Annotated in this window: 16 protein-coding genes; 11 read left to right on the top strand and 5 right to left on the bottom strand. The window is 59.6% G+C overall.

Annotation, left to right across the window (positions count from 1 at the left end):
* Positions 1-474: 474 nt before the first annotated feature.
* Both ACYP5B_RS08075 and ACYP5B_RS08080 read left to right on the top strand, forming a co-directional pair.
* Entirely contained in the window at positions 475-1398 is a 924-nt protein-coding gene (locus tag ACYP5B_RS08075) for a beta-keto acid cleavage family enzyme (RefSeq protein ID WP_045243166.1), read from the top strand.
* Positions 1399-1804: 406 nt separating this feature from the next.
* On the top strand, positions 1805-2674 hold the full coding sequence (locus ACYP5B_RS08080) for an AraC family transcriptional regulator (RefSeq protein ID WP_459569228.1): 870 nt from the start codon (positions 1805-1807) through the stop codon (positions 2672-2674).
* A 227-nt stretch (positions 2675-2901) separates the two neighbouring features.
* Here the strand turns inward: ACYP5B_RS08080 and ACYP5B_RS08085 are convergent, their stop codons facing one another.
* Complete coding sequence (locus tag ACYP5B_RS08085) at positions 2902-3414, bottom strand: Rossmann-fold NAD(P)-binding domain-containing protein (protein WP_459569229.1); 513 nt, start codon at positions 3412-3414, stop codon at positions 2902-2904.
* Positions 3356-3787, bottom strand: a complete 432-nt coding sequence (locus ACYP5B_RS08090) for an NAD(P)H-binding protein (protein ID WP_459569230.1) — start codon at positions 3785-3787, stop codon at positions 3356-3358. Before ACYP5B_RS08090 ends, ACYP5B_RS08085 begins: the two co-directional genes overlap by 59 nt.
* Before the next feature lie 83 nt (positions 3788-3870).
* Here ACYP5B_RS08090 and ACYP5B_RS08095 point away from each other — a divergent pair, with 83 nt between their 5' ends.
* Positions 3871-4467, top strand: a complete 597-nt coding sequence (locus tag ACYP5B_RS08095; RefSeq protein ID WP_459569231.1) for a TetR/AcrR family transcriptional regulator — start codon at positions 3871-3873, stop codon at positions 4465-4467.
* 240 nt (positions 4468-4707) lie between these two features.
* Here ACYP5B_RS08095 and ACYP5B_RS08100 read toward each other — a convergent pair whose 3' ends face one another.
* The 3 genes from ACYP5B_RS08100 to ACYP5B_RS08110 all read right to left on the bottom strand — a co-directional run bounded on the left by ACYP5B_RS08100 (position 4708) and on the right by ACYP5B_RS08110 (position 8849).
* On the bottom strand, positions 4708-4854 hold the full coding sequence (locus ACYP5B_RS08100; protein WP_459569232.1) for a hypothetical protein: 147 nt from the start codon (positions 4852-4854) through the stop codon (positions 4708-4710).
* Positions 4855-5348: 494 nt separating this feature from the next.
* Positions 5349-7109 (bottom strand): acyl-CoA dehydrogenase C-terminal domain-containing protein, encoded by a 1761-nt coding sequence (locus ACYP5B_RS08105; protein ID WP_459569233.1) that lies wholly within the window; start codon positions 7107-7109, stop codon positions 5349-5351.
* 66 nt (positions 7110-7175) lie between these two features.
* On the bottom strand, positions 7176-8849 hold the full coding sequence (locus ACYP5B_RS08110) for an AMP-binding protein (protein ID WP_459569234.1): 1674 nt from the start codon (positions 8847-8849) through the stop codon (positions 7176-7178).
* 558 nt (positions 8850-9407) lie between these two features.
* On the opposite strand from ACYP5B_RS08110, the gene ACYP5B_RS08115 reads away from it, so the two are divergent.
* The 8 genes from ACYP5B_RS08115 to ACYP5B_RS08150 all read left to right on the top strand — a co-directional run bounded on the left by ACYP5B_RS08115 (position 9408) and on the right by ACYP5B_RS08150 (position 16602).
* A complete protein-coding gene (locus ACYP5B_RS08115) occupies positions 9408-9986 on the top strand; it encodes a TetR/AcrR family transcriptional regulator (RefSeq protein ID WP_459569235.1) in 579 nt (192 codons plus the stop codon).
* Between the two features lie 377 nt (positions 9987-10363).
* A complete protein-coding gene (locus ACYP5B_RS08120; protein WP_267602028.1) occupies positions 10364-11098 on the top strand; it encodes an SDR family oxidoreductase in 735 nt (244 codons plus the stop codon).
* Positions 11099-11254: 156 nt separating this feature from the next.
* Complete coding sequence (locus ACYP5B_RS08125; protein WP_459569236.1) at positions 11255-12439, top strand: acetyl-CoA C-acyltransferase; 1185 nt, start codon at positions 11255-11257, stop codon at positions 12437-12439.
* Between the two features lie 97 nt (positions 12440-12536).
* Positions 12537-12746 carry a hypothetical protein gene (locus ACYP5B_RS08130; RefSeq protein ID WP_459569237.1) on the top strand — a complete coding sequence of 70 codons (210 nt, stop codon included), beginning with the start codon at positions 12537-12539 and terminating at the stop codon, positions 12744-12746.
* A gap of 129 nt (positions 12747-12875) precedes the next feature.
* Entirely contained in the window at positions 12876-13499 is a 624-nt protein-coding gene (locus ACYP5B_RS08135; protein WP_459569238.1) for a DsbA family protein, read from the top strand.
* A 151-nt stretch (positions 13500-13650) separates the two neighbouring features.
* Entirely contained in the window at positions 13651-14769 is a 1119-nt protein-coding gene (locus ACYP5B_RS08140; RefSeq protein WP_459569239.1) for a Re/Si-specific NAD(P)(+) transhydrogenase subunit alpha, read from the top strand.
* Between the two features lie 10 nt (positions 14770-14779).
* Complete coding sequence (locus tag ACYP5B_RS08145; RefSeq protein ID WP_459569240.1) at positions 14780-15136, top strand: NAD(P) transhydrogenase subunit alpha part 2; 357 nt, start codon at positions 14780-14782, stop codon at positions 15134-15136.
* A complete protein-coding gene (locus ACYP5B_RS08150) occupies positions 15133-16602 on the top strand; it encodes an NAD(P)(+) transhydrogenase (Re/Si-specific) subunit beta (protein ID WP_459569241.1) in 1470 nt (489 codons plus the stop codon). The genes ACYP5B_RS08145 and ACYP5B_RS08150 overlap by 4 nt, the downstream gene beginning before the upstream one ends.
* Positions 16603-16731: the final 129 nt, after the last annotated feature.

The raw sequence follows: 16731 nt of genomic DNA on the forward strand, positions 1-16731 counted from the left end.
AAAAGTGAGCTCGATCTGGAGCGCGTGCACCGGGGCAACGGAAGACGAAGTCGAGGTTCTCGTCACACTGTATCCCGCCAAATACGTCGTGCGCGGCGGTGAACGTCTGCCCGAAGCCCCTCGCGTGTGAGGTGCGGCCATCGTGCATCTGCATGCCGGCGACCCAGAACCTGCCAGCCGGACCGCACTACCGAGCGATTCGAGCCGATCCCGCAGCGGTCCGGGCGCGCTCCAACTGAGTCGTGAACCTAACGCCCGGCGGTTCGCCAGCCATGAGGCTCGAAGAGCGCTTGCGCCGTGCCATTAGATTCAGCCAGCGAGCGCCATACTCGGACTACCCGGGGCGAGGTATCGGCCCCGCCGCATCTCGAACCTCGTACCGAAGATAGGAGAAGATAAGTCAATGAAGTCAACCCGCCCTAAGCTGGCAACAGCGGATGCAAGCCGCCTGATGCGGACTTCCTGATTCATATTATGAGCAAAGTCATCATCACATGTGCTGTCACCGGTGCGATTCATACGCCCTCAATGTCACGGTATCTACCGGTCACACCGGAAGAAATCACTGAAGCCTCGGTCGGCGCGGCCGAAGCGGGCGCCGCGATCATTCACCTTCATGCACGCGATCCTGTCACGGGCAAGCCGGACCAGAGCCCCGATGCATTTGGCCGATTCTTGCCGCAAATCAAGGCACGCACCGATGCAGTGTTAAATATCACAAGTGGCGGCTCGCCCTACATGACGATCGAGGAGCGCATTCAGCCGTCAATGCGCTTTGCGCCCGAGTTGGCTTCACTCAATATGGGCTCTATGAACTTCGCGCTGTTCCCAATGCTGGCGCGTTTCAAGGAATTTAAGCATGCCTGGGAGCGCGAAGCGCTCGAAGCCAGTCGTGACCTGATTTTCCGAAACACCTTTAAGGATATTGAATACGCCCTAGCGCAATGTGCCGCCAATGACACGCGCTTCGAATTCGAGTGCTACGACGTGAGCCACCTCTACAATTTGGCGCACTTCGTCGAGCGCGGTCTGGTCAAGGCGCCGTTCTTTGTTCAGACCGTGTTCGGCATCCTGGGAGGTATCGGCACGCATCCTGACGACGTGTTGCACATGAAGCGGACGGCCGACCGGTTGTTCGGCAATGACTATCACTGGTCGGTGCTGGGGGCAGGCAAAGATCAGCTTCGCCTTGCAGGAATGTCTGCCAGTATGGGCGGCAATGTGCGCGTCGGATTGGAAGACAGCCTGTGGCTTGGACGGGGCACGCTGGCCGAGAGCAATGCCGCACAGGTGCGGCAGGCGCGCCAGATTATCGAGGGGCTTGGACTCGAAATCGCCAGCCCAAACGAAGCCCGGGAAATCTTGCAATTGAAGGGCATTGGGAACGTCAAGTTCTGAGAGAATGAACAGGGGCGGCGTTTTTTGCCAAGCAAATCGCGTTGCGAGGTCCATGGGGGTGAGCGCCGAGATCAGGCGCGCCGGTGTGGCCGACGCTGCAATCGGCCAGCAGTGCCTTTCACCGAGATGTGGCGACGCCATCGGCTAGACCTAAATCGCCGATCCACTGTGCTTGATGCCGGGCCCCTCGCGGGCCCGTTGTCTTGGCTCATCGCATCGCTATTGCTTCAGACCAGCACGAGTCGAGCCAAGGTGCACGATGCGTGGGGGCAAAGCGAACGCGGTTGACGTCCATGCGTCAGCGACCCTCCCCATAAGGGGTATTCACCAGCGACAGATTCGCTTGCGAGGTCAATCGGCTGCGCGCACAATGAGGCTGGACGTAAGGACGAAGTGGAGGTAAGAAATGCATGGTCACCTTGACTCACAAGCTGAATACCGCGAGGTTGGGGGCGATCTCATATCCGGCACCATTGTTGACTCGCGCACCACCCATGTTGAAGTCCTTGCGCGTCGGGCGACCGGGCCCATCTCTTGGCGTTTTCGTCAACCGCGGCTCGCGCTGTTCTGGTTTCGTAACGGCCTCAAAGAGTTGCATCTGCAACTCGACGGCCGCCGCATCCACTCGGGAATAACACAAGGAACAAACCTTGCGCTGTTCCCGGCCTCGATTTCGGTCGAAGGCGAGTTCGACGTAGCACCGTGCTTCGACTACACGGTGGTCTTCCTTGACCCGGCCATTGCCTCCGAAGCCGGCTGCCACTTCAATCGGCCGTTGATTGCCTTTGGCAACGAAGATCTCCAACGTGGCCTTTCGGTCCTATGCCGTGAGGCGCGCAATGCAGACAGCCTTTACGGGTTGTTCGCCGAAGGCTGGGCAATGCAAGCACTCGCCCTCCTGGCGCGGATCGACGGCAGCCAGCGAGCCGCCATTCGGCCGTGCGGTGGCCTCCCACCTAGCAGCTTGCGGCGCGTTATCGACTACATCGAGGCCGACTTGTCGCGACCGTTCACAATCAAGGGCTTGGCGCAAGTTGCCGGTGTCAGTCCCCGACATTTCATGCGGGCTTTTCGAGAAAGTGCCGGGCAGACGCCATTGCGCTTTGTGTACGGTTTGCGTCTCGAGCGGGCCAAAGAGTTCCTCTTGGATCCTCGTCGCACCGCAACTGAAGTCGCCCTGGATTGCGGCTTCAGCCACGCTCAGCACTTCAGCACCGCATTTAAGAAGGCGACCGGCGTCACGCCGTCCGATTTTCGCAGGGCAGCGACGCGCTAATGCGTTAAGCGGCCCCGGGGTGCCGTAGTGGCGTTGGTCATCGTGATTTCCTTCAAGGACAAAGTTCGGTGGATCGCACATCAAACTAATCCAGACTTCACGATGGCGACCCAGAACGAAATGGCCGCTGCGCGGCAAGCCGCTTCGGGCTACGCCCTACGCGCTTTGCCGCGCAGCGAGTGGCACAAGACTTACCCCACTTCCTGGGACACTAACCGATGGAGAGCTCACGCTCGAAATACGTCTAGGTTGTCGGTCAACCATTCCGTTAACGAACGTGGGGCCTTTCCGGTCAGTTCCTCGACCGTCGAGGTCGTTTCGGCGATCACAGACTCGCGGAACATTTGGTCGAGTCCAACCAAAAGATCGGCTACGAGCGGAGCAAGTCCGGCGCCGAGCAGAGCCTCTCTCTGCTCGGCAGGCGAACGTTCGACGTAAGTAACCGGATGTCCAAGTAGGCGGGCCAACTCCTCTGCCACCTGGTTCATGGTCCACACACGTGGACCAGACAGGTGGTACGCACGTTGCGACGTCGGCTCGATTTCCTCGAGCAATGCAATGCGGGCCACTTCAGCAACGTCGCGGGTATCGATGAAGTTCACACGCCCGTTACCCGCGGCGCCGGCCCAGGAACCGGCGGCGATGTGTGGCCCCAGACGCTTGAGCACATGGCTGAAAGTGCTAGGGCGCAAGACGGTAGATGCGATCGGCTGCTGCGCCAAATGCGCTTCGATCTGCATGTGCCAAGCGATGGGAAGAAGTCGGGTCGCGGGACCAATGGCGGACAGTTTGACGATGTGCCGAACGCCTGATGCAACTGCTGCATCGGATCAACGCGATTTCGTTGGCGACCTGTTCGAGGGAGGTGCCGTGCGCGATGAAGAGCCGGTCGATGCCGCGTAGGGTCTCCTCAAGCGTGTCCGCGCGTTTGAAGTCGACCTTGAATGGGATCACCCCTTCGGGCAGTCGCGCTGTGCTGGGTTGGCGCGTTAGCGCGACCAGGTCGATTGGGTCGGCGGCGAGCAACGCCGTCAATGTAGCGCCAACGCGTCCTGTTGCCCCCGCGATGGCGATCCGCGGTTTCTTGATCTTAGCCTTGGAGGGGTTGATCATGGTTAGTACCTCTAAGATGTATCATGGAACAAACGATCCACATATCTTGGAACGATCGGTCCAATTTGTCAAAGGGTATTTGAATGAGCGGTAAGCCGCAATACGACGAAGGTGCCGTCATTGATGCAGCCATGGATGCCTTCTGGCGTCACGGATACGCGGCTACATCGATCAACGTGTTGATGGAAGCGACCGGACTATCGCGTTCAAGCCTTTACCAACGTTTTAAGGACAAAGATGGCCTGTTCCAGATAGCACTTGCAGCTTATACGGATCGGGTGCTACGGAGGATGAAGTCATACGAGGGCGGCAGTGCCCGTGCGCGGCTCGAGGCGCTGCTGCGGGGGCTGCTGCCGATGGGGTCCCGTCGCCCCCCTGGTTGCCTGCTCGCACGAAGTTGTGCCGAGCTAGTCGATCTGCCGGCAGCAGGGCAGAAGGCGGCGCTCTCGGGGATGAGTCAGCAGCGCGATCTGCTCGAAGGTCTGCTTCGGGAAGCAATTGCAGATGGCGAACTGCCAACTGATGCAGATGTCGCTGCGCTGGCTTGGTATTTTCTCGGCGTGATGCAAACGATCTTGAATTTGCCGCAGGCGGGTGCTAGCAGGGGCGAATTGGACCGCATGATCGCCGTTGTGATGTTGGCGTGGCCGGCGGCCGGTGTCGGACAAACGAGATCTTGAGCCTATACGGGCTCGATGGCCTCAACGAGGCGCAGGATGGATGCGTCGTTGGGGAAGATGCCCACCACGTTCGTGCGCCTACTCGGAATCCACGTGCCGCTTCGCATAGGAGCCGCAGTGCATTTGCGTTCAGGGACAACAGGTGCATGTGGCATAACCCGATTGACGACTACCACGGATTCCGTCGCGTCATGCACTGGATCACGCTGGCGGGAACGAGCCCAGTTCGGGCGGCAGAGTCTAGTGATAGTTTTCGCGCGAGATCAGGATCTGCTCGATAAAAGGGCATTGCTGGATCAGGATCCATCGGTTTCTACCGATCCACTGTTGCGCGCTCCAGGGCATCGCTACGGTACTGTGCAGGTCTTCGATGTGGTCCAGACGCATGCAGGTGTCCTGGCGCGCGGTGGACGTGTGGGGGATGCGCCTGTCAGGCTCTGCGATGTCTCTTTTGTGCGGGACTTCGACGGCAACTGCCTTGAAATTTCGCAGCGGAAATCCTTGGTGGGGACTTTGGGCCGAAGAGAAATTCAGTGCGTGAGTTCGTTGTCGCGGATTGACAGATCGGAGACGGCGCTTTCGGGTTGGAGTCTTAGTACTTCCCGGGAAGAACCTAGCGCCATGAGCACCTGGTGGTATGGTTCAAATTTTCGGTGGCAGATTCCACACTCAATCCGGCTCTGGCAGCAATGCTAACCCGGGGCACTTTCGTTCCGATGCGCCGTGCATATCCAGAATTGGATCTCGGCATTGTCATATTTGCCCATGCTGCGCTTGGTTGTAGAGCCCAACTTCTTCGGTAGCCGGCATGCAGCAAACTCTGTATGGCGACAACGCATTCTGCTGCGGCTGCCGCCATACATACCGCGAAAGTGGAGGGGTTAGTCGAAATCAAGCTCCATGATCGGACCGGAGCCGGCGGCGATCGCCGCTGCCAGAGATTCTATTTCGGGTAGCAGCTTCTTGAAATAGAAGCGCGCCGTCGCGACTTTCGATGCATAGATCGGATCGGCAGAGGCGGCGTTGACGAGCCCGATCGCAGCCATACGTGCCCACATCCATGCTAGACCGACATGACCGGCAAGCCGAAGGTATGATGCAGCAACGCTTCCCAAGGCGTGAGGATCCGCCTTGGCTTGCATCGATACTTCGTGCGTCGCATTCCGCAACACATCGGTCGCGCTCAAAAGCGGGGCGGTGAACTCCCGCAGGACTGGTTTATCGGCATTCGCGTTGATGAACTCGGTGACGAGTGCAAGGAACATCTCCAGCCGTGTGCCCTGGTCGAGGAGAACTTTGCGTCCAAGGAAGTCCATGGCTTGAATGCCGTTGGCACCTTCGTAGAGCGGGATGATACGTGCGTCACGAAGATGCTGTTCGACCTGGTTATCCACGATATAGCCATGTCCACCAAGGACTTGCATTGCCAGGCTGGTACATTCGACGGCGAGGTCGCTGCTGAATGCTTTAACGATCGGTGTAACCAGGGCAGAGAGTTCTGCCGCCTGATGCCGAATCGCGGAGTCATCGCCGAAGTGCTGGGTGTCGGCCAGCTGGCATGCCCACTGCGCGAATGCTCGTGTTCCTTCGATATAGGCTTTCTGAGTCAGCAGCATACGGCGCACATCAGCATGCTCGATAATCGGATCCGCCGGGCTGTTACGGGCCGATGCTGTTGGGGACCTTCCTTGTGTGCGGTCCTTCGCATAGGCCAGTGCCTTCTGGTACGCCGCCTCCATCAGCCCGATTGCATTGACCCCGACAAGGAGCCGCGCGTGGTTCATCATAACGAACATAGCCGCGAGCCCCTTGTCTGGCTCGCCCACCAGATAACCCGTTGCACCATCGAAGTTCATCGTGCAGGTGGCGTTCGCATGGATGCCCATCTTGTGCTCCAGGGAGCCACAAGTGACTGCGTTGCGTTCGGCCAGATCTCCTTCAGGCGACACCAGGAACTTTGGAACAAGGAAGAGGGAGATACCCTTGACGCCGGCGGGCGAGTCCGGTAACCGGGCGAGTACCAAATGGACGATATTGTCCGTGAGGTCGTGTTCCCCTCCCGAAATGAAGATCTTCGTACCGGTTATGCCGAAGGTGCCATCGGCATTCGGTACGGCACGGGTGCGCAAGAGTCCGAGGTCGGTGCCGCAATGCGGCTCGGTCAAACACATGGTTCCCGCCCATTCGCCGGAAGCTAGCTTCGGCAGGTAGAGCGCCCTCTGCGCGTCCGAGCCATTTGCCGCCAGGCATGTGTAAGCCGCCTGCGACATACCCGGATAAGCCGCCCAGGCCATGTTAGCACCAGCGAATATCTCCATGACTGCCGCATTGACCGCGTTCGGCAGTCCCTGCCCGCCATGCTCCGATTGACATGCCAGTGCGGTCCAGCCTGCCTCAGAAAATCGCCTGTACGCGTTCTTAAATCCCTCAGGCGTTGTCACCACACCTGACGAAGGCATGGTACAGCCTTGGAGGTCTCCAATGCCGTTCAGGGGCGCCAGAATCTCTGTAGCGAACTGACCTGCGGCTTCGATTACCTGGTTGATCGTATCGGGATCGGCAATTTCGGAGCCGGTGGACACGTCGAGCAGCTCATGTAGCACGAACTGAAGATCGCGGAGGGGGGCGTGATAGTAGTTCATAAGGTCCGGGTGTGCTGGCAGCCGCATGGCTGGCCGGAGAGAAATCGAGAAGGGCTGAGCGGGGCGCTATGCATTGCTTTGCTCGGCAACCAAGCGCGAACGCAAGTCTCTACGCAGGATCTTGCCCACCGTTGATTTGGGCAGGGCATCGACAAACGTAATGTGTCGTGGCACTTTGTAGGCGGCAAGATGGGAGCGACAGTGTGCCTCCACTTGTTCCGTGGTGAGCGCCATATTGCATGGCACGATGAAGAGGTGCGGGGCCTCGCCAGAACGGTCGTCAGGCACGCCGATACAGGCGGCCTCGAGGACATCGGGCATCATAGCGACGACGGCCTCGATCTCATTCGGATAAACGTTGAAGCCTGAGACGAGAATCATGTCCTTCTTGCGGTCGACCATTGTCATGAATCCCAATTCGTCCATGACCACGATGTCGCCCGTCCTGAACCAGCCATCATCAAGGAACGCCTTCCGTGTTTCGCCCTCCTGATTCCAATAGCCGCCGAAGAGTTGTGGTCCCTTGATCAGAAGTTCGCCTGCAACACCGAGTGGGACGTCGTGCCCACTTTCATCTACTAGGCGAACGTCAGTCGAAGGAACAGGAATACCGATCGACCCACTTCGCCCAGGAGGATTGAAGGTGGCGCTCGGTGAGGTCTCTGTAAGACCATAGGCTTCGGTAACAGGGGGAGCGCCGGCCGCGAGCCATCGCTTTGCAATAGCGTCCTGGATTGACGCCCCGGCACCAATCACCAAACGGGTAGCGCTGAAGTCTACGGAAATGAGTTCTGGTGTGTTCACCAAGCTGTTGAACAAGGTGTTGACCCCGACAAGCATCTGAAACGGCCGCCGCTTCAATTCAGCAAGCACAGAACCAGCCTCACGTGGATTGGGAACCAAGCGATTCTCACAACCAAGCGATAGCGCCAGTAGTGCAGTTGCAAGCGGGAAGATATGATACAGAGGCAGCGGTGTCACCATCGATGCCTCCGAGCCTGCTAACGGTGGTCCAACCCAAGTCAAAATTTGCGCCAAACTCGCGCAAACTGACTTGTGCGTGAGGACTGCCCCCTTGGAAACACCCGTCGTGCCACCGGTGTATTGCAGAATGGCGATGTCCTGAGCGGTCTGTGCAACCGGGGAAAGACTGCCTCTGCTTCCCTGCAGAATCGCGTGGGCTAAAGGTTGGCACGTGCGACCACCGGTCGTGCCGGCTTGTTGAGCAGCGCCAGCGTCTTTTGTGAGTGCCACGAGTTGACCGACAATAGGTTTCATTCCAACAACCGGTGCCGTCAGCACTTGAACAATGCTGGTTTCCTCCAGCACTTGCTGCAGCGACGGCTGCAGTTGGTCGGCGACGATAATGCAGATGGCGCCAGAATCCTGTAGCTGATGCTTCAATTCACGCGGTGTATACAGTGGGTTGACTGGAACCGCCACCATCCCTGCTTGAAATACCGCTGCAAAGCCTATCAGGAAAGCGGGGCAACTTGGCAGCATCAACGCTACACGGTCCCCCTTTTTCAATCCCGACTGCTGCAGAAAAGTCGCGAGCGCTTCAGACAGAATGCCGAGCTCTGCGTAACTAAGTGATTCCTCCAGGCAGGTTACCGCGGGACGCGTGGCGAATGAGGCGACCGCGCCTGCAATCATGGACCCCAGTGTCGCTGTCGCGTCCACATCAATCTCAAGCGGTATCCCGGGCGGATAGGAGCTATGCCAGCGTCTGGCTTCCATATTGATGTCTCTCAGTTGTTATACCCTGGTTAGACCCCAGGGTTGTTTCGCTCTGTTGCCATCTGCCCCACGGCTTTCCGAATGAAATCGACTGCGTGTGGTGAGAAGCATCGTGACGAACGCGCAGCTCACTGGTAGGCCTACCGACCGAATTCTCGTGCCGGGGACTGGCGCAAACAGATGGCGCGTGGCTCGTTAGTTAACGATCGTTTTGCAAACATGCTAGGTTACACACTGAGTGATGTCAACAAGTATTCGCGGTTGGTGATTTGACCTGCGCATGCCGTTTGGTGCCCACGGCATAGGAGCGGGACGCGAGCTGGGCGCCTTCGTGTCCCGAGGACGGCACTCAGTCGGACCGAGAAGAGACAGCGCTTAGACGGGCTTCGACGGCCGATGTACAGGACGGCATCCGCGGCACCCAGCCCTGGCGAGCGCAGGCCGGTATCTTGGGAATTGGCAGTCCGTTGCGCCGCAGCATCAACCCGAGGCAGATTTTTCCTGAACGATCGTCATGCTATAATTCGTGCCATGTCCTGAATTCGAAGTGAGCCGAAAATGCGCTACTCAAGCACGCACAAGCAGGAGACGCGGGAGAAACTCCTTAACAGTAGTCAAGCGATTGCAAAAAAGGGGGGATTCGATTCAACGGGCGTCGATGCCCTGATGAGTGCCATCGGGCTCACGGGGGGCGCCTTCTATAGTCATTTTGGCTCTAAAGCGGAACTGTTCGCGGAGGTCATCCAGCGGGAGTTGACCAACAGCGCTGAAATGCTCGCAGGCGAGGATGAGACGGCCGAAGATCATTTCGTGAAACGCATCAGAAGCTATCTCAGCAGTTCTCATGCGCTGCATCCGGAATCAGGGTGCGTCCTGCCGACCTTGGGGCCTGAAATCGCGAGGTCTGGGCCAGCAGTCCGCGCCTCAGTGGAGGAAAGCGCGAAAAAGCTGCAGAGCAGTTGGAAGCAGCGTTTGGACGATCCGGATGCGGCTTGGGCGTTGATTGCGCAATGCGTGGGTGCCATTTTGCTGGCCCGGGTGGTTGAAACCGACCGAACCAGGCAGCAGATTCTTGCTTCCAGCCGTCGCTTTCTCGGGCGGTCTATTGAACGGCTCGAACCCCTCAGCAAGACCTAAGCGGTGCCGATGTAGCACCCACCTCCTCCGGGCGCAGTTCTGCGCCTTTGTGAGTTCTTCTCGATGCGCGCAGATATGTGCGTGCATGCCGCGGTACCGCGTTTTCATTGCGACGGCTTCGACTGCCGAACCGGGCCGCACCGCACGTGCTGTCGATGCTTCCGCTTCGGGCCCCGGCGCGCGAAGCCATACAGCCAAGTGCAGTCGCGGCTTTTCTTATTTCATCCTTACCATCCTCGCCACTTCGCGTGCCGCGCACAGCGTGCTCCTGAGCTTTTTCGTTGTAGGTGCGTTAGGGTAAGTCGCCCTTGACTCCCGCACGGGGGTGAAGTACTCTTTTGTTACTAAACGAACGTTTGTTAATAAAGGAGACGGTGATGGATGTCAGAGAGCAGAGGGTCGCGCTCGTGATCGGAGCGGGGGACTCCACGGGTGGTGCAATCGCCAAGCGTTTCGCCGCGGAAGGCATGGTCGCTTGTGTGACGCGTCGTACAGCGGACAAGCTCCAACCGCTGGTTGACTCCATTCACGATGCCGGCGGAATCGCCTACGCGTTTGGCACGGACGCGCGCAAGGAGGAGGAGGTGGTCGCACTCATCGACAAGATTGAGTCCGAGATCGGCCCAATTGACGTTCTCGTTTTTAACATTGGCGCCAATGTGCCTTCTTCCATTCTTGAGGAGACAGCGCGAAAGTACTTCAAGATCTGGGAGATGGCCTGCTTTGCAGGATTTCTGAACGCAAGGGAAGTTGCCAAGCGCATGGTACAGCGTCAACGCGGCACGATTCTCTTTACCGGCGCTACCGCGGGTCTGCGAGGCAAGGAAAACTATGCCGCATTTGCGGGTGCCAAGCATGCGCTTCGCGCGCTTGCGCAAAGCATGGCCCGCGAACTCGGCTCGAAGAACATCCATGTGGCCCATATTGTGGTGGACGGCGCGATCGACACTGACTTTATCCGCACCAATTTTCCGGATCGTTATGCATTGAAAGACCAGGATGGCATCCTGAATCCGGAGCATATCGCGCAGAACTACTGGTATCTTCATTCGCAACCACGCGACGCCTGGACCTTTGAGCTCGACCTGCGTCCCTGGACAGAGACCTGGTAATCAAAACGTCTAACGACATGGGATAGAGACCGCTTCCGCACGGTCGCAATGCGTGGCCAACCGAAGAAATTGGTGGCCCAGCTTCGCGATGCGTCAGAGGGAGACGCGGTCATCGCGGGACGTCTACCCCGATATTCACATCTTCAAGAGGGCAGCATGAGGGAAGCAGTCATTGTCTCGACGGCACGGACCGGGATCGGTCGCGCCTATAAGGGTTCGCTGAACAACACAAAGTCGCCGACCCTCATGGGGCACGTCATATCGCATGCGGTTCAGCGTGCCGGAATCGCCGCGGAAGAGATTGAGGATGTAGTAATCGGTACCTCGATGCCGGGAGGTACGGCCGGGATGAACATTGGCCGTCTTAGCGCGCTAGCCGGCGGACTTCCGGTCAACGTCGCGGGTCAGTCCATCGACCGGCAATGCGCCTCTGGCTTGATGGCGATGGCCACCGCAGCAAAGCAGATCATTGTGGACGAGATGGACGTGGTGGTGGCCGGGGGGCAAGAGAGCATCTCGTTGGTTCAGGACCGTTTTGTCGAATGGATGACGAGTGCGGCCGACACGGAATTGATTGAGCGGGTTCCACATGCCTATATGCCGATGCTGCAGACCGCTGAACTCGTCGCGGGGCGGTATGGCATTTCCCGAGAGTCGCAGGATGTTTACGCGGCGGAATCACAGCGCCGTACGGCGCTTGCCCAGGAGAAGGGCCGCTTTGCGGCCGAAATTGTACCCTTCCAAACCTCCATGGCGATCCAGGATAGGGAGACAGGGGAGATCAGTTTCCGTGACGTGCTACTGGACCGCGACGAAGGGAACCGTCCCGACACAACGGTGGAGGGGTTGGCAAAGCTCAGGACAGTCATCGACCGCGGCGTCGTCACCGGAGGAAACGCAAGTCAGCTTTCGGATGGTGCCTCGGCCTCGGTCCTGATGGATCGCCGCCTGGCCGAGCGGCGCGGATTGCAGCCTCTTGGTATCTACCGCGGCATCGCGGTGGCGGGCTGTGCGCCCGAGGAAATGGGTATTGGCCCGGTTTTTGCGGTCCCGAAACTCCTGGAGCGGCATGGATTGAAGGTTAGCGATATCGGTCTGTGGGAACTGAATGAAGCGTTCGCGTGCCAGGTTCTTTGCTGTCGCGATCGCCTTGGAATCGATCCGGACCGATTGAATGTGAACGGTGGCGGGATTTCCATCGGGCACCCGTATGGCATGACGGGTGCAAGGCTTGTGGGTCACGCCCTGATCGAGGGCAAACGCCGTGGAGAGAAATACGTTGTCGTCACGATGTGTGTCGGTGGTGGAATGGGGGCAGCGGGGCTGTTCGAGGTAGCGTAAATCGCCATTGGAACACGGTTTTTGGTCACCTCAGATCTATAACCGGTATCGCGGCGATTGCGATGCCACCTTACAGAGGATCCAACCGGGGATAGCAATGAAAGACACGGCGTTTGGAAATGATGACGTTTCGCAGAAGGCAGCACAGATATTCTCCCTCTTTGTATTGAACGCTGAACTCGAACTGGCAGGTGTCATCACGGTAGCGGCGGAATCGGCAGACGATGCGCGAGAAAAATTCGAAGCTGCCCGATCTGCTCACCAGCACTTGTTGTCGGTGAGTCCCGTACCTGGCCAGGCTGTATGACCGCGCTAGCAGAGCGTGGGCCGATTTCGACAGGGATCGTGGAGCATCCGTCGTCAGATCCGCAACAAGTAAGCGGGCTTCTCTAAACGTTCCACCCAAATTTCACCACGTCATATATTAGGAGACACCATGAGCGGCATACGAGTTCAGTTCCACTTTGATTTCGGCAGCCCGAATTCCTACCTTAGCCACAAAGTCATTCCGAGTATAGAGGCACGGCAGGACGTCCAGTTCGAGTATATTCCGGTGCTTCTTGGGGGGCTGTTCAGGCTAACGGGGAATCGTTCGCCTGCGGAGGCCTTTGCGGGTATCAAGAACAAGCCGGAGTTTGGGCGTTTAGAGATCCAGCGCTTCATCACCAAGCACGGACTGACCGCCTATCGGGACAATCCATTTTGGCCCGTCAATACATTGCAGATCATGCGCGGGGCTGTGGCTGCCCAGAAGAACGGCACCTTTATGCCCTACGTAAATTCCGTGTTCGCAAACATGTGGGAACAAGGTTTGAAGATGGATGATCCCGCCGTCATCTCGGCAGCCCTGGATGTCGCCGGTTTGGACGGAAATGGCTTCGAGGCCCGCATTGCGGATCCCGAGGTCAAGCAGATCTTGCTGGCGAATACCCAGAACTCATTCGAACGCGGTGCGTTTGGCTCTCCGACCTTCTTTGTCGGCGACGAGATGTTTTTTGGGAAGGATCAGTTGCGGGATTTGGAGGCGGAGATTGAGAATGCGAAAGCACGACTAAGGTAAGCGAACCGTTGCCCACGGCGCCTCAAGATGCTGGGGAAGCGTGCACGCACGGTGAGCGACAACCATGGCTCTCAAGAGGGCCACAAAATCTAGAATGGAAGGCTGGCCCCGCCGGGTACCACTCCAGGAACGAACATCATAAGGAGACGAGATGCAGATCGGTATCCCGCAGGAGACGCGGGCCGGCGAGACCCGTGTTGCCGCAACGCCCGAGACGGTCAAGAAGTACGTCGCGCAAGGTCACGAAGTCATTGTCCAAGCGGGCGCCGGAGTCAGGGCAAGCCAGCCGGACTCGGCCTATGAGGCCGCGGGCGCCCGCATCGGCACCGTCGCGCAGGCACTCGGCGTCGAACTGGTGCTGAAGGTGCGCGCGCCGGACGAGGCCGAGCTCGGCCAGATGAAGCCCGGTGCCACCCTGGTCGGCATGCTCAATCCCTTCGACGCCGAAAACAACGCGCGTATGGCTGCGGCCGGCATCGTCGCCTTCGCGCTCGAGGCGGCGCCCCGCACCACGCGCGCGCAGAGCATGGACGTACTTTCGTCGCAGGCCAACATTGCCGGCTACAAGGCAGTGCTCGAAGCCGCCGATCACTACCAGCGCTTCATGCCGATGCTGATGACCGCGGCCGGCACCGTCAAGGCCGCGCGTGTGCTGATTCTCGGCGCCGGCGTTGCTGGCCTGCAGGCGATTGCCACGGCCAAGCGCCTGGGCGCGGTGATCGAGGCCTCCGACGTGCGCCCAGCGGTCAAGGAACAGATTGAGTCGCTCGGCGCCAAGTTCCTCGACGTGCCTTTCGAGACCGAGGAGGAGCGCGAGATCGCACAGGGCGCGGGAGGCTATGCCCGCCCCATGCCGGCCGACTGGATGCGCCGCCAGGCGGAGCTGGTGCACCAGCGTGCCAGCCAAGCCGACATCGTGATCACCACCGCGCTGATTCCGGGCCGCCCGGCGCCGGTGTTGCTCAAGGAACAGACAGTGATGGCGATGAAACCCGGCTCAGTGGTAGTCGACCTGGCCGCCGCGCAAGGCGGCAATTGCCCGCTGACGGTGGCCGACCAGGTGGTCGAGCGGCACGGCGTGGTGCTGGTTGGCCATACCAACCTAGCCAGCATGGTGGCGGCCGACGCCTCGGCGCTATACGCGCGCAACGTGCTCGACTTCCTTAAGCTCATCATCGACAAGGAAGGCAAGCTCTCCATCAACCTGGAAGACGACATTGTCGACGCCTGCCTGATGACCCGGCGCGACAAGATGGCATTGGCCAGTTAAGGAGACATTAATGGAAATGGTGAACCACACGGTAATCAACCTGATCATCTTCGTGCTCGCGATCTATGTGGGCTACCACGTGGTCTGGACGGTCACGCCCGCTCTGCATACGCCTCTGATGGCCGTGACCAATGCAATCTCGGCCATCATCATCGTCGGCGCGATGCTGGCCGCAGGCCTTACCGAAGGCCCCACCGGCCGCATCATGGGCACGCTGGCCGTTGCGCTGGCCGCGGTCAATGTGTTCGGCGGATTCATGGTGACCCAGCGGATGCTGGAGATGTTCCGGAAGAAGGCACCCAAGGCTGCGCCGCAGGCTAGTACCAAGTCCGTGACCGATGACCTTGTGGCGGAGGCGGCGCGATGAACTTTCTGTCCATGAATTCGGTAACGCTGTTTTACCTGTCCGCCTCGGTCTGCTTCATCCAGGCGCTCAAGGGCCTGTCGCACCCGGCCTCGGCCCGCAAGGGCAATGCTTTTGGTATGGCCGGCATGGCGATCGCCGCAGTGACCACCGTGGCGCTGATCGTCAAGCTCAAGCAGGAATTCCTTCCCGCCGGCGCTGGCCAGTCATCGGTCGGCACGGGCCTGGCGCTGATTCTCGGCGCGCTGGTGGTAGGGGGCGGCATCGGCGCCTACGTGGCGAAGAAGGTCGAGATGACCAAGATGCCTGAGCTGGTCGCGGCGATGCACTCGCTGATCGGCCTGGCGGCGGTGTTCATCGCGGTGGCGGCGGTCGCCGAGCCAGCGGCCTTCGGCATCAGCACGGCGGGCTCGCATGCGATCCCGATGGGCAACCGCGTCGAGCTGTTCATCGGCTGCTTCGTCGGTGCCATCACGTTCTCGGGCTCGGTGATCGCGTTCGGCAAGCTCGCGGGGCGCTACAAGTTCCGCCTGTTCCAAGGCGCGCCGGTGGTCTTCGCCGGCCAGCACATGCTGAACCTGGCGCTGGCCGTGGCGATGTTCGGCTTTGGCGTGGCGTTCTTCCTCACGCAGAACTGGCAGCCGTTCCTGCTGATGCTGGCGATCGCCTTCGTGCTCGGTGTCCTGATCATCATCCCGATCGGCGGCGCGGACATGCCGGTGGTGGTGTCGATGCTGAACTCGTACTCGGGCTGGGCGGCGGCCGGCATCGGCTTCTCCCTGAACAACCCGATGTTGATCATCGCCGGATCGCTGGTGGGATCGAGCGGTGCGATTCTGTCGTACATCATGTGCAAGGCCATGAACCGCTCGTTCTTCAACGTGATCCTGGGCGGCTTCGGCGGTGCGGCGACGACCGCGGCTAGCGGCAGCGCCGAGCAGCGCAACGTCAAGTCGGGGTCGGCGGATGACGCGTCTTTCCTGATGAGCAATGCCGAGACGGTGGTCATCGTGCCGGGCTATGGCCTGGCGGTGGCGCGCGCCCAACATGCGCTCAAGGAACTTACCGAGAAGCTGACGGAGCACGGCGTGACGGTAAAGTATGCGATCCATCCGGTGGCAGGCCGCATGCCGGGCCATATGAACGTGCTGTTGGCCGAGGCCGAGGTGCCTTACGACCAGGTGTTCGAGATGGAAGACATCAACAGCGAGTTCGGCCAGGCTGACGTGGTGCTGGTGCTGGGCGCCAACGACGTGGTCAACCCGGCGGCCAAGACCGACCCGAACTCTCCGATCGCCGGCATGCCGATCCTGGAGGCGTACAAGGCCAAGACCATCATCGTGAACAAACGCTCGATGGCGGCCGGCTACGCGGGCCTCGATAACGAGCTGTTCTACATGGACAAGACCATGATGGTATTCGGCGACGCCAAGAAGGTGGTCGAGGACATGGTCAAGGCCGCGGGATAGCCGCGTGTGCTGACGGGCGACGAACCGGGCTCAGCCTGCCCAGGTGGCCGCCTCCTTCGATTGCGCCATGCCGTCAAGACGTAGCGGCAGGGTTCGATGTGGTGCTGCTCGAACATCGGCGCAGCCGCC

It is taken from the genome of Cupriavidus sp. 8B (assembly GCF_054589115.1).

Coding starts and splice junctions, on each gene's coding strand:
- ACYP5B_RS08145 (WP_459569240.1), top strand. CDS start 14,780: ATGGAAATGGTGAACCACACGGTAATCAACCTGATCATCTTCGTGCTC.
- ACYP5B_RS08120 (WP_267602028.1), top strand. CDS start 10,364: ATGGATGTCAGAGAGCAGAGGGTCGCGCTCGTGATCGGAGCGGGGGAC.
- ACYP5B_RS08095 (WP_459569231.1), top strand. CDS start 3,871: ATGAGCGGTAAGCCGCAATACGACGAAGGTGCCGTCATTGATGCAGCC.
- ACYP5B_RS08100 (WP_459569232.1), bottom strand. CDS start 4,854: ATGCGTCTGGACCACATCGAAGACCTGCACAGTACCGTAGCGATGCCC.
- ACYP5B_RS08130 (WP_459569237.1), top strand. CDS start 12,537: ATGAAAGACACGGCGTTTGGAAATGATGACGTTTCGCAGAAGGCAGCA.
- ACYP5B_RS08135 (WP_459569238.1), top strand. CDS start 12,876: ATGAGCGGCATACGAGTTCAGTTCCACTTTGATTTCGGCAGCCCGAAT.
- ACYP5B_RS08110 (WP_459569234.1), bottom strand. CDS start 8,849: ATGGAAGCCAGACGCTGGCATAGCTCCTATCCGCCCGGGATACCGCTT.
- ACYP5B_RS08125 (WP_459569236.1), top strand. CDS start 11,255: ATGAGGGAAGCAGTCATTGTCTCGACGGCACGGACCGGGATCGGTCGC.
- ACYP5B_RS08080 (WP_459569228.1), top strand. CDS start 1,805: ATGCATGGTCACCTTGACTCACAAGCTGAATACCGCGAGGTTGGGGGC.
- ACYP5B_RS08090 (WP_459569230.1), bottom strand. CDS start 3,787: ATGATCAACCCCTCCAAGGCTAAGATCAAGAAACCGCGGATCGCCATC.
- ACYP5B_RS08075 (WP_045243166.1), top strand. CDS start 475: ATGAGCAAAGTCATCATCACATGTGCTGTCACCGGTGCGATTCATACG.
- ACYP5B_RS08105 (WP_459569233.1), bottom strand. CDS start 7,109: ATGAACTACTATCACGCCCCCCTCCGCGATCTTCAGTTCGTGCTACAT.
- ACYP5B_RS08085 (WP_459569229.1), bottom strand. CDS start 3,414: ATGCAGATCGAAGCGCATTTGGCGCAGCAGCCGATCGCATCTACCGTC.
- ACYP5B_RS08150 (WP_459569241.1), top strand. CDS start 15,133: ATGAACTTTCTGTCCATGAATTCGGTAACGCTGTTTTACCTGTCCGCC.
- ACYP5B_RS08115 (WP_459569235.1), top strand. CDS start 9,408: ATGCGCTACTCAAGCACGCACAAGCAGGAGACGCGGGAGAAACTCCTT.
- ACYP5B_RS08140 (WP_459569239.1), top strand. CDS start 13,651: ATGCAGATCGGTATCCCGCAGGAGACGCGGGCCGGCGAGACCCGTGTT.